Source organism: Saccharopolyspora griseoalba (assembly GCF_042665275.1).
Taxonomy (GTDB): Bacteria; Actinomycetota; Actinomycetes; order Mycobacteriales; family Pseudonocardiaceae; genus Saccharopolyspora; species Saccharopolyspora griseoalba.
In genome coordinates this window covers 14,473-29,137 of record NZ_JBHTCJ010000016.1, presented here as the reverse complement: position 1 = coordinate 29,137, position 14,665 = coordinate 14,473, and the positions used below count along the sequence as shown (strand labels likewise).

The window sequence follows — 14,665 nt, the reverse complement described above, 5'->3', positions numbered from 1 at the left end:
GGGGTTTGCGCGGCGCGGTTCGACAGTTGCGGAGCGCTGTGACGCGGAGCAGCCCGGACACCGGGCACCAATCCATCCGGGCGGGCCTGACTCGTGTCGGCCTGGTGCCCGCGATCATCCTGCTGGCCATCTGGCTGGTGTTCACGACCGTGCCGGTCTACCAGGCGATCCACACCCGGGCGACGGCCGCGCAGGTGCGCGACGTGGCGGTGCCCGCGGTGACCGCGCTGGACGAGCTGCGCACCGAGCGAGGTCGCTCGGTGGAGGTGCTGTCCGGGCTCGCCGCCGCGGACGAGCTCCGGCGCGAGCGGGACGAGGCCGACCCGCGCATCGCCGGTCTGCGCCAAGCCCTGCGCGAACTGGCCGAGAACGGCCCGGCCCCGGTGGCCGCCGAGGCCCGCGACCTCGACAGCCTGCTCACCCAGCTGCCCAGGCAGCGCCGCCGCGTGGACACCGGGCAGGCCAACCGCGCGGAAACCCTCGACTACTACGGCCGGGTGCTGGATTCGGGCATGGAGCTGTTCGAGACCCGGACCCGCCTCGGGCCCGACCTCGACAGCGGGCACGCCGGGCACGTGGCCACCGAGCTGTTCCGCGCCGCCGAGCAGATGTCGGGCGCCGCGGCCCTGGGCGCCGCCGCGCTGGCCGAGGGCGAGTTCACCCGCGACGAACACCTGGAGTTCACCCGCCTGATCGGTGCCTACCGGGACACCCTGGAGACCGAGCTGCCCGCCGCGCAGGGGCGCGCCGAGGAGCTCGGTCGGGAGCTGACCGGCGCAGGCCCCTGGCAGCAGCTGTCCGAACTGGAGGACCAGCTGGTCGAATTCCCGCCGCAGCGCTCCGGTTCCTTCGACGTCGACAGCGGCGAGTGGCAGCGGACCACCGGCGAGGTCGCCGACGACCTCAGCGGCATCGCGCTCGCGCAGGTGCGCGCGAGCGCGGATCTGGGCGTGCACAACGCCGACGGCAGGCTCACCGGCATCGTCGTGTCCGGCCTGGTCGCCCTCGCCGCGATGCTGCTGGGCATCCTGCTGGCGGTCCGCAACGCGCGGCAGCTGGTCAACAAGCACCTGGTCAGCCGCCTGGAGTCGCTGCGCGACGACACCCTGGCCCTGGCCAGCCACCGGTTGCCCGGGGTCGTGGAGCGCCTGGAGCGGGGCGAGGAGGTGGACGCGCAGGCCGAGCTGGCGCCGCTGGACTACGGCGCCGACGAGATCGGGCAGGTCGCCGACGCGTTCAACACCGCTCACCACACCGCCATCTCCGCGGCGATCAACCAGAACCAGGCCAAGAGCGGCGCCAACAAGGTCTTCCTCGGCATCGCGCACCGCAACCAGGGCCTGGTGCACCGCCAGCTCAAGGTGCTGGACGAGATGGAGCGCAGCGAGGAGCACCCGGAGCGCCTCGACGGGCTGTTCCGGCTCGACCACCTGGCCACCCGCGCGCGCCGCAACGCCGAGAACCTGATCATCCTGGCCGGCGAGAAGCCCGGCAGGCAGTGGCGCAAACCCGTGCGACTGGTCGACGTGGTGCGCTCGGCGGTGGCCGAAACCGAGCACTACTACCGCTTCCGCGTGCACCCCACGCCCGACGTGTCGCTGATCGGTGCCGCGGTCGGCGACGTGATCCACCTGCTGGCGGAGCTGATGGACAACGCCACCTCGTTCTCCACCCCGCGCTCGCAGGTCGAGGTGCGCAGCAGCGACACCCCGCGCGGCGTGCTCGTCCAGATCGCCGACGAGGGCCTGGGCATGCGCCCGGAGGACCTGGCCGCTGCCAACGCTCTGCTGTCCAGCGCCCCGAAGTTCGAGGACATCACGCTGCGCGGCGATTCGAGGCTCGGCCTGTTCGTGGTCGCCAGGCTGGCCGCCCGCCGCGGCATCGAGGTGGACCTGCGCAAGGGTCACGAGCAGGGCACGATCGCGTTCGTGCTGCTGCCGCCGGACATCGTCGCCGACGAGAGCGTTCCCGGGATGCCCGCGCCCGCCGAGGTGGAGGTGACCCGACCGGTTCCGGTCGTCGCCGAACCGCAGTTCCCGTCGGCGGATCCGGACGATCCGAACGAACTTCCGCGCCGCGTGCCCGGGGGCGGGCGAACATCGCAGGAGGTTCCGGTTAGCGGGGACACAGCCCCGCAGACTCCGGAGCGAACGCGTGGCAACATGACCGCGTTCCAGAAGGGCACGGTCGAAGCGCGCCGGGATGCCGCCGCGGCCGACCACCCCCGACGAAGCGAGGAGCAGCGCAGCAAATGAGCGAACAGATCGGCTCCGACGACGACCTCAACTGGTTGTTGGACGACCTGGTCCATCGGGTGGTGGGTGCGCGCGACGGCGTGGTGCTCTCCGGCGACGGGCTGCTGCTGGCCAAGTCCGAGGGCTTGTCCGCCGCAGACGCCGACCACCTGTGCGCGATGGCCTCGGCCATGCAGAGCCTGGCCAAGCAGACCGGCAAGCACTTCGGCGGCGGCGCGGTGCGCCAGACCGTCATCGAGCTGGAGAGCGCCTTCTTGTTCGTCACCGCGGCCGGTGAGGGCGCCTGCATGGCCGTGCTGGGCGACGAGAACGCCGACGTCGGACTGATCGCCTACGAGATGAACCTGATGGTCGTGCGCGTGGGCAACTACCTCAGCTCGGCCCCGAGGCAGGATCCGGTGGCGCAGCTGCACCAGCGCTGATCTCATGCCCAGCGATGATCAGCTCTGGCTCGACGACGACTCCGGACCGCTGGTGCGGCCCTACGCGATGACGCGGGGCCGCACCCGCCCGGCTCGTCCCGAGCTCGACGTGGTGACCCAGCTGCTCACCGTCCGCCGCGGTGATCCCAGGAACCTCCCGGTCGAGCACGACGAGATCCTGCGGCTGTGCGCGCGCCCGCTGTCCATCGCCGAGGTCGCGTCCTACTTGGACACACCGATGGTGGTGGTCAAGGTCCTGGTCAGCGACCTCATCGACCAGGGAATGCTCACCACCGACGCGAAGACCCGGGCCAGGGGGCGGCCCAACCGGCAACTGCTCGAAGCGGTGCTCGACGGGATGCGCAGGCTCTAGGATCGTCGGCGACGATCGGAGGAGTGCGATGCGCGAGCTGTACCCGGAGCTGGAGCCGAACGCGTCCGGCCACCTCGACGTGGGCGACGGCCACCTGGTGCACTGGGAGGAGTGCGGCAACCCCGGCGGCAAGCCCGCGGTGTTCCTGCACGGCGGGCCGGGTGGCGGCAGCTCGCCGGACCACCGCCGGTTGTTCGACCCCGAGGCCTACCGGATCGTGCTGCTCGACCAGCGGGGTTGCGGGCGCAGCACGCCCGACGCGGGTGCGGCGGGCGCCGACCTGAGCACCAACACCACCTGGCACCTGGTGGCCGATCTGGAGCGGTTGCGCGAGCACCTGGGCATCGACCGCTGGCAGGTCTTCGGCGGTTCCTGGGGCAGCACGCTGGCGCTGGCCTACGCCCAGACGCACCCGCAGCGGGTCACCGAGCTGGTGCTGCGCGGGATCTTCACCATGCGGAAGTCCGAATTGGACTGGTACTACGGCGGGGGCGCGGCGAACCTCTTCCCGGAGCGCTGGGCGGAGCTGCTCGCCCCGGTCCCGGAGGACGAGCGCCAGGACCTCGTCGCCGCCTACCACCGGCTGCTGCGCGATCCGGCCGAGCAGGTCCGGGAGAACGCCGCGATCGCCTGGAGCCGCTGGGAGGCGAGCCTGATCGGCCTGCTGCCGCGTCCCGAGCTGGTGGAGTCCTTCAGCGATCCCGCGTTCGCCAAGGCCTTCGCCGGCATCGAGGTGCACTACTTCCACCACCGCGGCTGGCTGGCCGAAGGTCAGCTCATCGACAACGCGCACCGGCTGCGCGGCATCCCGGGAACCATCGTGCAGGGCCGCTACGACGTGATCACCCCCGCGGCCACCGCCTGGGACCTCGCCGGCGCGTGGCCGGAGGCCGAGCTGCGCATCATCCCGGACGCGGGCCACGCCTACGACGAACCGGGCATCCGCACCGCCCTGCTGGAGGCCACCGACGCCTACCGCTGATGCTCCCCCGGAGGAGGGGGGCGGTTTCAGCGCAGGACTTGGGTGACCCGCCACAGGCGGCGCGGGAGCTCGCCTTCCTCGAACGGGTGCACCTCGGCCAGCACCCACCCCTCGGCGAGGCCGTCGACGAGGGCGCGCGGGAAGAAGTGCACGGCGAACCCGTCCTGCTCGTAGATGTCGTCGCCGTGCGCGATCCCGGTGCCGTGGTGCGCGTCGCCGGTGTGCCGCGCGGTGTAGACGAAGGTTCCGCCGGGGCGCAGCACCCGCGCCACCTCGCCCACCAGTCGCCGGATCTCGTCGGTGGACAGCGCCATGCACAGCAGCATGTGGGCGAACGCGGCATCGACCCCGGCGGTGGCCAGCGGCAGCGGATCGCGCGCGTCGTGGACGAACGCGCCCACGCCGGGAACCCGCGCGCGCAGCTGGACGAGCCCCTCGGCGCTGAAGTCCCCGGCGAGCACCCGGAACCCCCGCCGGGCGAAGTGCGCGGCATCGCGACCGTGCCCGGCCCCGAGCTCCAGGACCACCTGCGCCCCGGCCGCGGCGAAGACGCGGGCCGCGTGCACCGCGGCGCTCGAAGGTTCCCAGCCGTACATCGCGGGACGGGCGCGGTGGACCCCCTCCCAGTGCTCGCGCTGCTGGCCGCCGAGGTCGGTCATCTCCCCATCGTGCTGCGGATTCGGCGCAGGACCAACCGGCGCTGCGACGTGTGATACTCGTGCGCGTGGTGAGCCGACTCGTGGTGGTGGTCATCGACGCGGTGGATCCGGAGCTCGTGGCGGAGTTCTGGTGCGCGGTGCTGGGCTGGCAGGTCGTGGAGCGCGAGGCCGACCTCATCGGCATCGGCCCGCAGGACGGCTCCTGGCCCCGCATCGACATCGCGGCCGTCCCGGAGGCCAAGACGATCAAGAACCGCCTGCACCTGGACCTGCGCGCCGAGGGCGTGTCGACGGAGGCCGAGCTGGCGCGCCTGGAGTCGTTGGGCGCTCGGCGGGTGGACGTCGGCCAGGGCCCGGAGGTGAGCTGGGTGGTGCTGGCCGACCCGGAGGGCAACGAGTTCTGCTTGCTCTCCCGACCGGTCGAGGAAGTCACCCGCGGCACGTGAGCCGGCGGTTCAACCGGAGATCAGGCGCGAGGTGTATCCGGCGTCGACGAGCCGTTGGTACGCCGCGACGACGTGCTCGGGAACGTCTTGGGGGACGGCGAAGCCGCGGTCGGCGTAGATCGACACCCGCTGGGTGTCGCCGACGAGCATGTCGACGACGCGATCGGCATCGCCGATCGAGCGCACGTAGTCGTCCAGCGCGAGTCGCTGCGCGCTGCACACGATCTCCACCTCGGGCCAGACCTTCCTGGCCGTGGCGAAGGCCCGCCGCTGCTGGTACGGGCGGGACACCAGCAGCAGGGACCGGACCTCGACGCCTTCCCGGGACAGCAGGTCGCGGGTGAACTCGATGTTCTCGGAGGTGTTGGTGGCCCGCGGCTCGACGAGGATCGCGGCCTCCGGCACGCCGAGCTCCACGGCCCGCTCGCGGTAGTGCACGGCCTCGCCCCGGGGAAAGCGCTCCGCGGTCGTGGGCGCGTTCGCACCGGTGAACACGATCCGGGGGAACCAACCCCGCAGCTGCAGTTCCGCGACGTGATCGGCCACCCCGGGGTCGTGGCTGCCGAGCCCGACCCCCACGTCGCAAGGCCGGAGCTCGTGCCCCAGATCGTGGAAATCCCACAGGACCTCGACGTCCCGCCGAATCCCCTCCGGAATCCCCACTGCGCTCACCACCCCCGGACGGTTCGGCCGAGCACGCTACCAATCCCGGGACCACTCCCGTTCGAACGTTCGCGCGCAGCGCCCTCCTGCGAGCATTTCCCACCTACTACGGGGGAACCTCAATCTGTTGCGGGCAGAGCAGCAAGAGAAGGACTCGTCGGTGAGCGTTTAGGCACCACTTTAGGCGCACCGACCCGGAACGGGGTTCGAGGGAATCCGAGAAAGCGAAGATGCCCCCTGTCCGTGCAGGTCAGGGGGCATCTTCCTCGTGTGGGCGATACTGGGATCGAACCAGTGACCTCTTCGGTGTGAACGAAGCGCTCTCCCGCTGAGCTAATCGCCCTTGTTCTCTTGTTCCGTCCCGCTCTCTCGCGCTGACGTGGAGAACTTTACACGATCGAATTCAGGGGCCGAACAGGGGGGAGGCCAACCAGCTCCACCGCAGGCCGAGCCAGCCGCCGATGGTGCTGAACATGCCGAGCATCCACAGCGTGACCAGCACGATCACGCCGGTGGCGGTCATGATCGCGAGCTTGGTGCCCACGTGCTGGCGGCCGAGCCAGCGGGTCCAGCGGTGGTAGTGCCGCTTGGCGAACATGTTGACCCGGTGCGCCCACGCGAACTCGGTGGCGAGGATGCCGAGGCCGGCGAAGACCACGAGCCAGCCCGGGCCGGGGTAGGGGATCATCAGAATCCCGGCGAGCAGGACCAGGCCGCCGACCGTGCCGAGCACGATCCGGTACGTGAGGTTCATGGCGGGCTTGCGGCGCACCCGCTCGCGGTGGTGGTGCAGGCGGCCGCGGAGCGAGTGCAGCCGCCGCTCGGGGTGCTGGCGCCGGCTGCTCGTCTCGGCTGCTGGCTGTTCGTTGACCGGGTCCGCACCGGCGTGACGGGATCCCGGTTCGGCGTGGTCGTTCACAGGGAGCACCTGTTCGGTCGCGGCCTCGGGTCGGTCGTTGTGCGGCTCAGGATACGGACGCGCACCGCCCGCGGCCGGGGGTCCGCGGCAGCGTGGCGGCCCGCCAGTGTGCCCGAGGCCGGTGAACAGCGGTTGTCTGTCAAGCGAGCACTCGGGTGCTGCACGCCTCGCGGCGTGTCTGAATTGTGACGGGGATCATCGCGGGCTTTAGGGTGGGGCGCGGGCGCGCGGCTCGCCGACGGACTTCGATCCTGGTCACACTGTGACGCCCGACTCGACCAGCCGTTCGGCGCCGTGCGTGGCGAGTAACCGGGGCGGTCAGAACCATTAGCCCGATACGGGGACGTTGCGTGGTGGACGTCTCACGCGCGCCCGCAACGAGAAAATGCGAAGGGCTTTCGTCGCCTATTCTGGGACCTGCGCCGAGCGAGGCGGTGAAGCGTGAACCCGGTGGTCAACGGGTACGCGGAGGCGGAGATCGCGCGGCGTTGGGCGACGGATCGAAGGCCAGGCTCAAGCACGGTTGACCTGATTACCCAAGGTAATCGGTGGTGGCGCTGGGTGGGCAACGGTCTCGGGGCCGACCGCTCGACATCAGAAGAGTTCGCGGCAGGGAAAGCAAACACGCTGCGCGTTCGCGCGATTGCCCTACGAATTGGGTTGTGGCCCGACCGGGTGATCTATGCGGGAGTCGCGAGTAAATCTGCCCGCTGAAGCGTCACAACTGTGTTGCTCGGTCGATAAAGGGACCGGGAGGGAGCAGGAAGGGGAGGACAATGCGTAACGATCACGTGACACTCCGTTCGACGGCTGTGTTCGATCTGCTGGCTCCGCAGGCGCCGGCCGTGCCGGTCCAGGTCGAACTCCGCTACGACACCCGGGACCCCTACGCGGTCGTGGCCGCGTTCCGCACCGGCCGCGCCGGTTGGGTCGAGTGGGTCTTCGCCCGCGATCTGCTGGCCGACGGCCTGATCGCGCACGCCGGTGAGGGCGACGTGACGATCCGTCCCGCCGTGGACGACCCCGAGGTCGTCGCCATCGAGCTGAGCTCGCCGTCCGGGCACGCCGTGTTCGAGGCCTCGGCCCAGGAGCTCGCGGACTTCCTGGACCGCACTTACGACGTGGTGGTCCCCGGCAACGAGAACCTGTGGGTCGACGTGGACGACGCGCTGACCCGGCTGCTGCCCTTCGACATGGGCTGAACTGGGGAAATCCGGCTCGGCGCGGCACCGCGCCGGGCGGGATGGGACCCCCCTTTGATCGGCTTCCAGGGCGTGGTCTAAAGTTTTCCTTGCAAGCGGCGAACGGGCCGGGAAACCGGACCGAGGCCGCTGCAGGCGGATGTAGCGCAGCGGTAGCGCATCACCTTGCCAAGGTGAGGGTCGCGGGTTCGAATCCCGTCATCCGCTCTGGATCCTCTGGTGTTCCGTGTGGACGCGGAGTCCGGCGGAGTGGCCGAGTGGCTTAGGCAAGGGCCTGCAAAGCCCTGTACGCGGGTTCGATTCCCGCCTCCGCCTCGCGCGATTAGCTCAGTGGGAGAGCGCTACCTTGACACGGTAGAGGTCACTGGTTCAATCCCAGTATCGCGCACCACATTCTCGAGCATTCTGTCCCGCCGACGATCACCGTCGGCGGGATTTTTTCGCGCGCGGGTGGAGTTGTTTTCGACCTCCGCGAAAACGCGGAGCGCTTCATCCGGTGCGCTTGCCGAACGCCAGCGCGGTGGTCACCGCCAGGACGATCACGCCGATCGACTCGACCACGAGCGCGGTCGGCGCCAGCTGGTAGCTGAGGCTCGAACGGATCCCGAAGAGCCCGACCGGGGTCAGCGCGATCACCAGCGAGAGCAGCGTGCCCGCCACGAACAGCAGGCTCAGCGCGCCCGTGGCCGCCAGTCCGCGGCGGAGGGCGAGCATCGCGATGGCCAGCACGAGCGCACCGAGCGCGTTCAGCACGAACAGCACGCCGAGCACGCCACCGGTGCCCGCGAAGACGAGGTACAGGTGGATACCGCCCATGGCCAGCAGCGAGAGCGCGCTCAGCGCTCGCCAGACCAGCAGGGGGCGCGCCTGCCCGCCGCTCGCGGTGGGCGGGTGTCCCGCACGACGCTCAGATGACATGTTCGCGGCCTCGTCTTCCGATGCGCGGCCTGCTGTCCCCAGTGTGCGCTCGCGCGCCACCGCCCACCAGGCCGATCGTCGTCCGATCCCGAGCGGCTCCCGCAGCCGTCCGACCCTCAGCGCTTCCGGTGCTCGAAGCGTTCGACGAGATCGAATCCGCCTCCGCGGGGCGCTGGACGATCGCGGAGGTCGTTCGTCCGGATCGGGACGCGGATCGACGAGATCGGTTTCGCGCACCGGGTCGTGCACATCTCGCGTTGCCCAGGACGCGATGCGCCCGGCTCAGCCCTGCTGGTACGCCGCCCGGTAGGCGCTGGGGTCTTCGGGAGGTTGCTTCTCGACCTCGTGGAGGCCCTGCTGCACCGCGCGGCGGATCTGCTCGCGGTTCTCCCGGACCACCTCGGTGAAGAACTCGTCGATGCGCGGGTCGACGAGGACCTCGTGGATGACGCGGATCGAGGTCTCCATGACGGAGTTGACGATCTCGTCGTGGAACGGCAGGCGCTTCAGCCTGCCGGCCTGCTCGTCGTTCTTGAGCTTCTCGGTGATGATCTCGCGCAGCTGCTCGCGGTTCTCGTCGAGCGAGCGCGCGACGTTCTGCGGGTAGTTGCCGGTTTCGACGACCTTGACCACCTCGTCGAGCACCGCGATGGTGATCGGCTTCTTGATGGCCAGCACGATCGGCCGGGAGTAGCGCTCGATGAGCTGCTGCGTGACGCGCTCCCCGAAGGCGCGGTCGGCGGTGCGGGCCAAGCGCATCACCACCACGACGACGCGCAGCAGGCGGAACCCGCGCAGCGCGGGGTGGGCCACGGGGATCATGCCGAGGATCTCGTACCAGCTCTGCAGCGGGAACCGGCCGCGCCACCCGGTCGCCCGCCAGCGCCACAGGAACTCGACGAAGAACACGCCGCAGATCGCGGTGTCGACGACGAAGATCGCGTGCGCGGTGGCGGCGGTGTGCTCGAAGAACATCACGAAGCTGAGCAGCCCGAGCGAGAGCACCGCGAGCACGAGCATCGCGATGTCCACCGCGTTCGTGCGCCGCGACGTCGTGATTGCGCTGGTCATGGTCGCGCATTGAATCAGATTCGGGTTCGGCGGCGGTGAGGCGCGCCGGGTCGGAGATCGTCGCGCGGCCGGGTTTCGAGGGAGGGCGCGCTCCGGACGCCGGGTTCGCGAAATTCGAGTGAATCTCCCGCGGCACCGGCATAGGGTCAGCCGCATGACGCTGCGACTCGTTCAAATCGCGATGAACGCGCGGGACGACTCCGCGCTCGGCCGGTTCTGGGCCGAGGTGCTCGGGTGGGGCACCGACAGCGAGGGCCCCGGTGTGACCAACCTGGAACCGGTGGGCTTCAGCTATCCCGACCCGGTCGCGGTCGTCATCGACGTTCTCGCCGTCCCGGAGCCCAAGACCGCGAAGAACCGGGTGCACGTCCACCTCGCGACCGATTCCGCGGCGCACCGGGCCGATCTCGTGGCGCGCCTGCAGGAGCTCGGTGCGAAGCCCGTCGACATCGGGCAGGGCGAGGTCGGGTGGACGGTGCTCGCCGATCCGGAGGGCAACGAGTTCTGCGTGCTGGAACCGCGGTCGAACCGGCAGGACACCGGGCCGATCGACGCGGTGGTGGTGGACTGCGCGGACCCGCGAGCCCTGGTCGGCTTCTGGGGCGAGGCGATCGACTGGACCGTGCACGAGGTGACCGACGAGCAGGCGGTGCTGCGCTCCTCCGCGGAGGTCGGGCCGTACCTGGAGTTCCGCCGCACGCCGGACGCCAAGACCGTGAAGAACCGCATCCACCTCGACCTGCGCCCGTACCGCGGCGGCGACCGAGCCGCGGAGGTCGACCGGCTCAAGGCCCTCGGCGCCACCGGCGTCGACGTCGGGCAACCCGACGACGTGCCGTGGACGGTGCTCGCCGACCCGGAGGGCAACGAGTTCTGCGTGCTCGCCCCGGCCTGACCCGAACATCCCGCACCGCGGTGCGGAGCGGAAGGCCTCCACCGAACCGCGGAGCCGGGCGCGAGGCCGAGGAGGACGCCGCGGCACCCCGGCCTGGCCACCGCGCGGTGATCGGCCGGGTCGTCAGCCGAGCGGCCGAGCCGCGCGCTCAGCTCCCCGCTCCGCGCGTCACGCCGGGTGCAGCGAGGTGGGCAGGACGAGGTCGCCGGTGGCTCGGCCGTGCTGGTCGAGCAGCCAGCCCATGCGCTTGCGGGTTCGCAGCGTCAGCACCGACTCGGAGAGCCGCAGCCAGGGCAGCTTCTCGTTGACCAGCCGCTCGATGCGCATCAGGTCGCCGGTGGACCGCGCCCACAGCAGGAACATCAGGTTGGACTGGCCCGCGGTCGAGACCAGCAGGCGCAGCTCGGGGAGCGTGGACAGCGAGCGGACCGTGCGGTACAGCTCGGTCATCGGGACCTGGGCGAACCAGGTGCACACGATCGGCCAGCGCGAGCGCAGCCCGGCCACCTCGCAGCGGAACGCCAGCGCGTCCGAGGCCAGCAGGCGGGCGACCTGCCTGCGGACCGTCGCGGGGTCGCGGCCGATCGCGCGGGCGATCTCGGCGGCGTTGCGCCTGCCGTCGCGGGCCAGGTGTTCGACCACCGGCCAGTGCGAGGTCGGAATCCGGTCGCCCGCGGGGCTCTCGGCGTGCCGGGCTGCTTCGCGCAGCGCCGCCTGCTGGTCGCGGTCGAGGGCGTCCAGGCGCCAGTCCGCGCCCTGGCGGTGGACCTTGGTCGCGACGTGCGTGTTGACCGCGCGCACGCCCGGGGTGGCGGGCAGGTCGTCGAGGGTGAAGGTGGCCAGCGCGTCGTAGTCCGGGACGATCACCGTCAGCACCAGGTCGCGCCCGCCGGCGGTCTCCTCGACCGAGGCCGCCCGGGCGTCGAGGGCGAGGCGCTGGATGGTCCCGGCGCGCTCGGTCGGGTCGACCCGCAGGTCGACGAAGGCGACCACGTCGCCGGAGCGCTCGCCGGAGTGCACCGTCACCCACGCCAGGCCCGCTTCGCGCAGCCGCTGCCAGCGGGCGGCCAGCGTGGTCGGGGTGGAGCCCAGCACGCGCGCGGCCTCCGCCCAGCTCACCCGCGGGGCGATCTGCAGGGTGTGGATCAGCGCGAGATCCTCTTCGGAGAGCTCGGGTGCTCGCGAACGCACGAATCACCTTCCCAGCTGCCGCCAGCCGCACGAATCGTGCGATTTAACACGTCAGGCCTCCCGACCATCGCACACTGACGCGCCACGACGCCGTTATGAAGCAGGTCACGTCCGGAGGTGGCGGGTTGGCTGTGCACGAGGACGCGCGGGCGATGCGCGAGGAGCTGATCGCCCTGCGCCACGAATTCCACCGGGAACCCGAGGTCGGGCTCCAGCTGCCGCGCACGCAGGAACGCGTGCTGGCCGCGCTCGACGACCTGCCGCTGGAGATCACCACCGGTCGCGGGACCAGCTCGGTGACCGCCGTGCTGCGCGGCGGGGACGGCCCGGCGGTGCTGCTGCGCGGTGACATGGACGGGTTGCCGGTGCGCGAGCGCACCGGGCTGGATTTCGCCTCGCGCACCGGCGACACCATGCACGCCTGCGGGCACGACCTGCACACCACGATGCTCATCGGTGCCGCCCGGCTGCTCTCCGCGCACCGCGACCGGCTCGGCGGGGACGTGGTGCTGATGTTCCAGCCGGGCGAGGAGGGCTACGACGGCGCGCGGATCATGGTCGACGAGGGCGTGCTGGAGGCGTCCGGCCAGCGGGTCGAGGCCGCCTACGGGCTGCACGTGTTCTCCTCGACCGCGCCGCAGGGCCGGTTCGTCACGCGCGCCGGCACGATGCTCTCGGCCTCCGACGAGCTCCACGTGAGCGTGCACGGCTCGGGCGGGCACGGCTCGGCACCGCACCACACGCAGGACCCGGTCGCCGCGATCAGCGAGATGATCACCTCGCTGCAGACGATGGTGACCAGGCAGTTCGACATCTTCGACCCGGTGGTGCTCTCGGTCGGGTCGCTGCGCGCGGGAACCGCGGTCAACGTCATCCCGGAAACCGCCACCTTCGGCGCCACCGTGCGCACCTTCTCCCCGGAGGCGCGCGAGCGGGTGCGGGAGCGCTCGGCCGAGGTGCTGCGCGCGGTCGCCGCCGCGCACCGGGTCGACGTCGAGGTGGACTACCGCCACGGCTACCCGCCGACCCGCACCGATGCCGAGGAGGTGGAGTTCGTCGACCGCACCATCCACGAGCTCTTCGGTCAGGAGCGGCACGAGACGCTGGCCAACCCGCTGTCCGGCTCGGAGGACTTCTGCCGCGTGCTCGACGAGGTGCCCGGCGGGTTCGTCGGCCTCGGCGCGGTTCCCGAGGGCATGGACCCGGACGCCGCGGACTACAACCACTCGCCGACCGCGCTGTTCGACGACGCGGTGCTCGCCGACGGCGCCACCCTCTACGCCGAGCTCGCCCTGGCCCGCACCCACGTGGGGAGATGATCATGACTGCTTCCGTTCCCGGGCAGGTGCGCCGCAAGGCCGTCGTCGCGGCCGCCATCGGCAACTTCATCGAGTGGTTCGAGTTCGGGCTCTACGGGTTCTTCGCCGCGGCCATCGCCGCGAACTTCTTCCCGGGCAGCCAGAGCCTGATCGCCACGTTCGCCGCGTTCGGCGTGTCCTTCGTGCTCCGCCCGCTGGGCGCGCTGATCTTCGGGCACTACGGCGACCGGATGGGTCGGCGCACCACGCTGTCCATCTCGATCATCGGGATGTCGGTGGCCACCTTCGTCATCGGACTGCTGCCCACCTACGACGCCATCGGCGTGGCCGCGCCCGCGCTGCTGGTGATCGCGCGGGTGGTGCAGGGCTTCTCGGCCGGTGGCGAGTTCGGCGGCGCGACGGCGTTCATGGTGGAGTACGCCCCGCGCGGCAAGCGCACCTTCTACGGCAGCTGGCAGATGTTCACCCAGTTCCTGGCGACGTTCGTGGCCACCGCGATCGGCGCGGGGCTGTCGCTGTCGATGACGGCCGCGGCGCTCGACGAGTGGGGCTGGCGGATCCCGTTCCTGATCACCCTGCCGCTCGGCGCGATCGGGCTCTACCTGCGGCTGCGGCTGGACGAAACCCCGGAGTTCCAGGCGGAATCGGCCGAGGGCGGCGGCGGCGCGCCGCTGGTGGTCGCGCTGCGCGAGCACTGGCCGAGCGTGCTGAAGGTGATCGGCCTGATCGTCTCGGGCACCACCTGCACCTACATGGTGCAGGCGTTCTGGCCGGCCTTCCTGGTCGAGGAGCTGGGCATCCCGCAGTCGGACATGTTCACCGCGATGCTGGTGGGCATCGGGGCGCTGCTGGTGACCTGCCCGGCCTGGGCGGTGCTGTCCGACCGGATCGGGCGGCGCAAGCCGTTCCTGGTGGCCACGCCGCTGGCGCTGATGGTGGTGGCCGTGCCGATGTACCGGCTGATCCTGTCCGGCTCGTTCCCCTCGATCGTGCTGGCCTACGTGCTGCTGGGCCTGCTGATGGCACCGAGCCTGGCGGCGATCTCCACCGCGATCGCCGAAGCCTTCCCGACCAGGGTTCGCTACAGCGGTCTCTCGCTGGCCTACAGCGCCGCGGTGTCGATCTTCGGCGGTTCCACGCCGCTGATCCTGTCCTCGCTGGTCGAGTTCACCGGCAGCCGGATGTCCCCGGCCTACTACCTGATCGTGGTGGCGGCGGTCTCGGTCGTCGCGGCGATCACCCTGGCCGACACCTCCCGCAAGCCGGTTCCGGCGGAGCCGGAGGCCGCGCCCGTGTAGCCGCGCAGCCCTTTCCATCGAAAGTCCCCGAGCGCTTCGCTCCTCGCTCGGG

15 protein-coding genes and 4 tRNA genes are annotated in these 14,665 nt (G+C 71.0%); 12 read left to right on the top strand and 7 right to left on the bottom strand.

All coding sequences use genetic code 11. The annotated features are described in order from the left end of the window. The first annotated feature begins 38 nt into the window (after positions 1-38). The 4 genes from ACFQRI_RS23670 to pip are packed head-to-tail and all read left to right on the top strand — an operon-like array spanning position 39 to position 4,032. Positions 39-2,255, top strand: coding sequence for a sensor histidine kinase (locus ACFQRI_RS23670; protein ID WP_380672175.1), 2,217 nt, complete (start codon positions 39-41; stop codon positions 2,253-2,255). Further along, the gene (locus ACFQRI_RS23665; RefSeq protein WP_380672173.1) at positions 2,252-2,677 is read left to right on the top strand and encodes a roadblock/LC7 domain-containing protein; all 426 of its coding nucleotides are present in this window, start codon (positions 2,252-2,254) and stop codon (positions 2,675-2,677) included. The genes ACFQRI_RS23670 and ACFQRI_RS23665 overlap by 4 nt, the downstream gene beginning before the upstream one ends. Before the next feature lie 4 nt (positions 2,678-2,681). Then, on the top strand, positions 2,682-3,050 hold the full coding sequence (locus ACFQRI_RS23660) for a DUF742 domain-containing protein (RefSeq protein ID WP_380672171.1): 369 nt from the start codon (positions 2,682-2,684) through the stop codon (positions 3,048-3,050). Between the two features lie 28 nt (positions 3,051-3,078). Next, positions 3,079-4,032 (top strand): prolyl aminopeptidase, encoded by a 954-nt coding sequence (gene pip / locus ACFQRI_RS23655; RefSeq protein WP_380672169.1) that lies wholly within the window; start codon positions 3,079-3,081, stop codon positions 4,030-4,032. A 26-nt stretch (positions 4,033-4,058) separates the two neighbouring features. Here pip and ACFQRI_RS23650 read toward each other — a convergent pair whose 3' ends face one another. Then, positions 4,059-4,691 carry a class I SAM-dependent methyltransferase gene (locus tag ACFQRI_RS23650; RefSeq protein WP_380672167.1) on the bottom strand — a complete coding sequence of 211 codons (633 nt, stop codon included), beginning with the start codon at positions 4,689-4,691 and terminating at the stop codon, positions 4,059-4,061. Positions 4,692-4,756: 65 nt separating this feature from the next. On the opposite strand from ACFQRI_RS23650, the gene ACFQRI_RS23645 reads away from it, so the two are divergent. Continuing rightward, positions 4,757-5,137 (top strand): VOC family protein, encoded by a 381-nt coding sequence (locus tag ACFQRI_RS23645; protein ID WP_380672165.1) that lies wholly within the window; start codon positions 4,757-4,759, stop codon positions 5,135-5,137. A gap of 9 nt (positions 5,138-5,146) precedes the next feature. Here the strand turns inward: ACFQRI_RS23645 and ACFQRI_RS23640 are convergent, their stop codons facing one another. The 3 genes from ACFQRI_RS23640 to ACFQRI_RS23630 form a co-directional block, all read right to left on the bottom strand. Beyond that, positions 5,147-5,809, bottom strand: coding sequence for a YdcF family protein (locus ACFQRI_RS23640; protein ID WP_380672324.1), 663 nt, complete (start codon positions 5,807-5,809; stop codon positions 5,147-5,149). 262 nt (positions 5,810-6,071) lie between these two features. Next, positions 6,072-6,143, bottom strand: a tRNA-Val gene (locus ACFQRI_RS23635). 60 nt (positions 6,144-6,203) lie between these two features. Continuing rightward, positions 6,204-6,719: a TIGR02611 family protein gene (locus ACFQRI_RS23630; RefSeq protein WP_380672163.1), complete on the bottom strand. Its 516-nt coding sequence runs from the start codon at positions 6,717-6,719 to the stop codon at positions 6,204-6,206. Between the two features lie 776 nt (positions 6,720-7,495). Between ACFQRI_RS23630 and ACFQRI_RS23625 the strand changes: the two genes are divergently transcribed. From ACFQRI_RS23625 to ACFQRI_RS23610, 4 genes are all read left to right on the top strand, one after another. After that, positions 7,496-7,921, top strand: a complete 426-nt coding sequence (locus tag ACFQRI_RS23625) for an SsgA family sporulation/cell division regulator (RefSeq protein ID WP_380672161.1) — start codon at positions 7,496-7,498, stop codon at positions 7,919-7,921. A 135-nt stretch (positions 7,922-8,056) separates the two neighbouring features. Continuing rightward, positions 8,057-8,128 (top strand) — tRNA-Gly (locus ACFQRI_RS23620). 36 nt (positions 8,129-8,164) lie between these two features. Then, a tRNA-Cys gene (locus ACFQRI_RS23615) sits at positions 8,165-8,236 on the top strand. A 1-nt stretch (position 8,237) separates the two neighbouring features. Further along, positions 8,238-8,312 (top strand) — tRNA-Val (locus tag ACFQRI_RS23610). A gap of 98 nt (positions 8,313-8,410) precedes the next feature. Here the strand turns inward: ACFQRI_RS23610 and ACFQRI_RS23605 are convergent. Both ACFQRI_RS23605 and ACFQRI_RS23600 read right to left on the bottom strand, forming a co-directional pair. Beyond that, positions 8,411-8,839 carry a hypothetical protein gene (locus tag ACFQRI_RS23605; protein ID WP_380672159.1) on the bottom strand — a complete coding sequence of 143 codons (429 nt, stop codon included), beginning with the start codon at positions 8,837-8,839 and terminating at the stop codon, positions 8,411-8,413. A 282-nt stretch (positions 8,840-9,121) separates the two neighbouring features. Next, a complete protein-coding gene (locus tag ACFQRI_RS23600; protein WP_380672157.1) occupies positions 9,122-9,910 on the bottom strand; it encodes an ion transporter in 789 nt (262 codons plus the stop codon). 154 nt (positions 9,911-10,064) lie between these two features. On the opposite strand from ACFQRI_RS23600, the gene ACFQRI_RS23595 reads away from it, so the two are divergent. Beyond that, the gene (locus ACFQRI_RS23595; protein WP_380672155.1) at positions 10,065-10,805 is read left to right on the top strand and encodes a VOC family protein; all 741 of its coding nucleotides are present in this window, start codon (positions 10,065-10,067) and stop codon (positions 10,803-10,805) included. Between the two features lie 168 nt (positions 10,806-10,973). Here the strand turns inward: ACFQRI_RS23595 and ACFQRI_RS23590 are convergent, their stop codons facing one another. Continuing rightward, complete coding sequence (locus ACFQRI_RS23590; protein WP_380672154.1) at positions 10,974-11,996, bottom strand: Lrp/AsnC family transcriptional regulator; 1,023 nt, start codon at positions 11,994-11,996, stop codon at positions 10,974-10,976. Positions 11,997-12,121: 125 nt separating this feature from the next. Here ACFQRI_RS23590 and ACFQRI_RS23585 point away from each other — a divergent pair, with 125 nt between their 5' ends. Further along, complete coding sequence (locus ACFQRI_RS23585) at positions 12,122-13,315, top strand: M20 metallopeptidase family protein (RefSeq protein ID WP_380672152.1); 1,194 nt, start codon at positions 12,122-12,124, stop codon at positions 13,313-13,315. A gap of 2 nt (positions 13,316-13,317) precedes the next feature. After that, a complete protein-coding gene (locus tag ACFQRI_RS23580; protein ID WP_380672151.1) occupies positions 13,318-14,613 on the top strand; it encodes an MFS transporter in 1,296 nt (431 codons plus the stop codon). Positions 14,614-14,665: the final 52 nt, after the last annotated feature.